The organism is Aeromonas sp. Y293-4 (assembly GCF_027705905.1).
GTDB lineage: Bacteria > Pseudomonadota > Gammaproteobacteria > Enterobacterales > Aeromonadaceae > Aeromonas > Aeromonas veronii.
In genome coordinates this window covers 1-820 of sequence record NZ_JAPDCI010000076.1, presented here as the reverse complement: position 1 = coordinate 820, position 820 = coordinate 1, and the positions used below count along the sequence as shown (strand labels likewise).

The 820-nt window shown below is 52.4% G+C and carries 1 protein-coding gene; it reads left to right on the top strand.

What is annotated here, in order from left to right; translation table 11 throughout:
- Positions 1 to 63 precede the first annotated feature (63 nt).
- On the top strand, positions 64 to 768 hold the full coding sequence (locus tag OKC31_RS21630) for an IS6-like element IS26 family transposase (protein WP_001067855.1): 705 nt from the start codon (positions 64 to 66) through the stop codon (positions 766 to 768).
- Positions 769 to 820: the final 52 nt, after the last annotated feature.

Sequence of the window (820 nt, the reverse complement as noted above, 5' to 3'; positions counted from 1 at the left end):
GGCACTGTTGCAAATAGTCGGTGGTGATAAACTTATCATCCCCTTTTGCTGATGGAGCTGCACATGAACCCATTCAAAGGCCGGCATTTTCAGCGTGACATCATTCTGTGGGCCGTACGCTGGTACTGCAAATACGGCATCAGTTACCGTGAGCTGCAGGAGATGCTGGCTGAACGCGGAGTGAATGTCGATCACTCCACGATTTACCGCTGGGTTCAGCGTTATGCGCCTGAAATGGAAAAACGGCTGCGCTGGTACTGGCGTAACCCTTCCGATCTTTGCCCGTGGCACATGGATGAAACCTACGTGAAGGTCAATGGCCGCTGGGCGTATCTGTACCGGGCCGTCGACAGCCGGGGCCGCACTGTCGATTTTTATCTCTCCTCCCGTCGTAACAGCAAAGCTGCATACCGGTTTCTGGGTAAAATCCTCAACAACGTGAAGAAGTGGCAGATCCCGCGATTCATCAACACGGATAAAGCGCCCGCCTATGGTCGCGCGCTTGCTCTGCTCAAACGCGAAGGCCGGTGCCCGTCTGACGTTGAACACCGACAGATTAAGTACCGGAACAACGTGATTGAATGCGATCATGGCAAACTGAAACGGATAATCGGCGCCACGCTGGGATTTAAATCCATGAAGACGGCTTACGCCACCATCAAAGGTATTGAGGTGATGCGTGCACTACGCAAAGGCCAGGCCTCAGCATTTTATTATGGTGATCCCCTGGGCGAAATGCGCCTGGTAAGCAGAGTTTTTGAAATGTAAGGCCTTTGAATAAGACAAAAGGCTGCCTCATCGCTAACTTTGCAACAGTGCC

Bases quoted from the DNA above. Each gene is read 5' to 3' on its own strand.
- OKC31_RS21630 (WP_001067855.1), top strand. From the start codon at position 64: ATGAACCCATTCAAAGGCCGGCATTTTCAGCGTGACATCATTCTGTGG.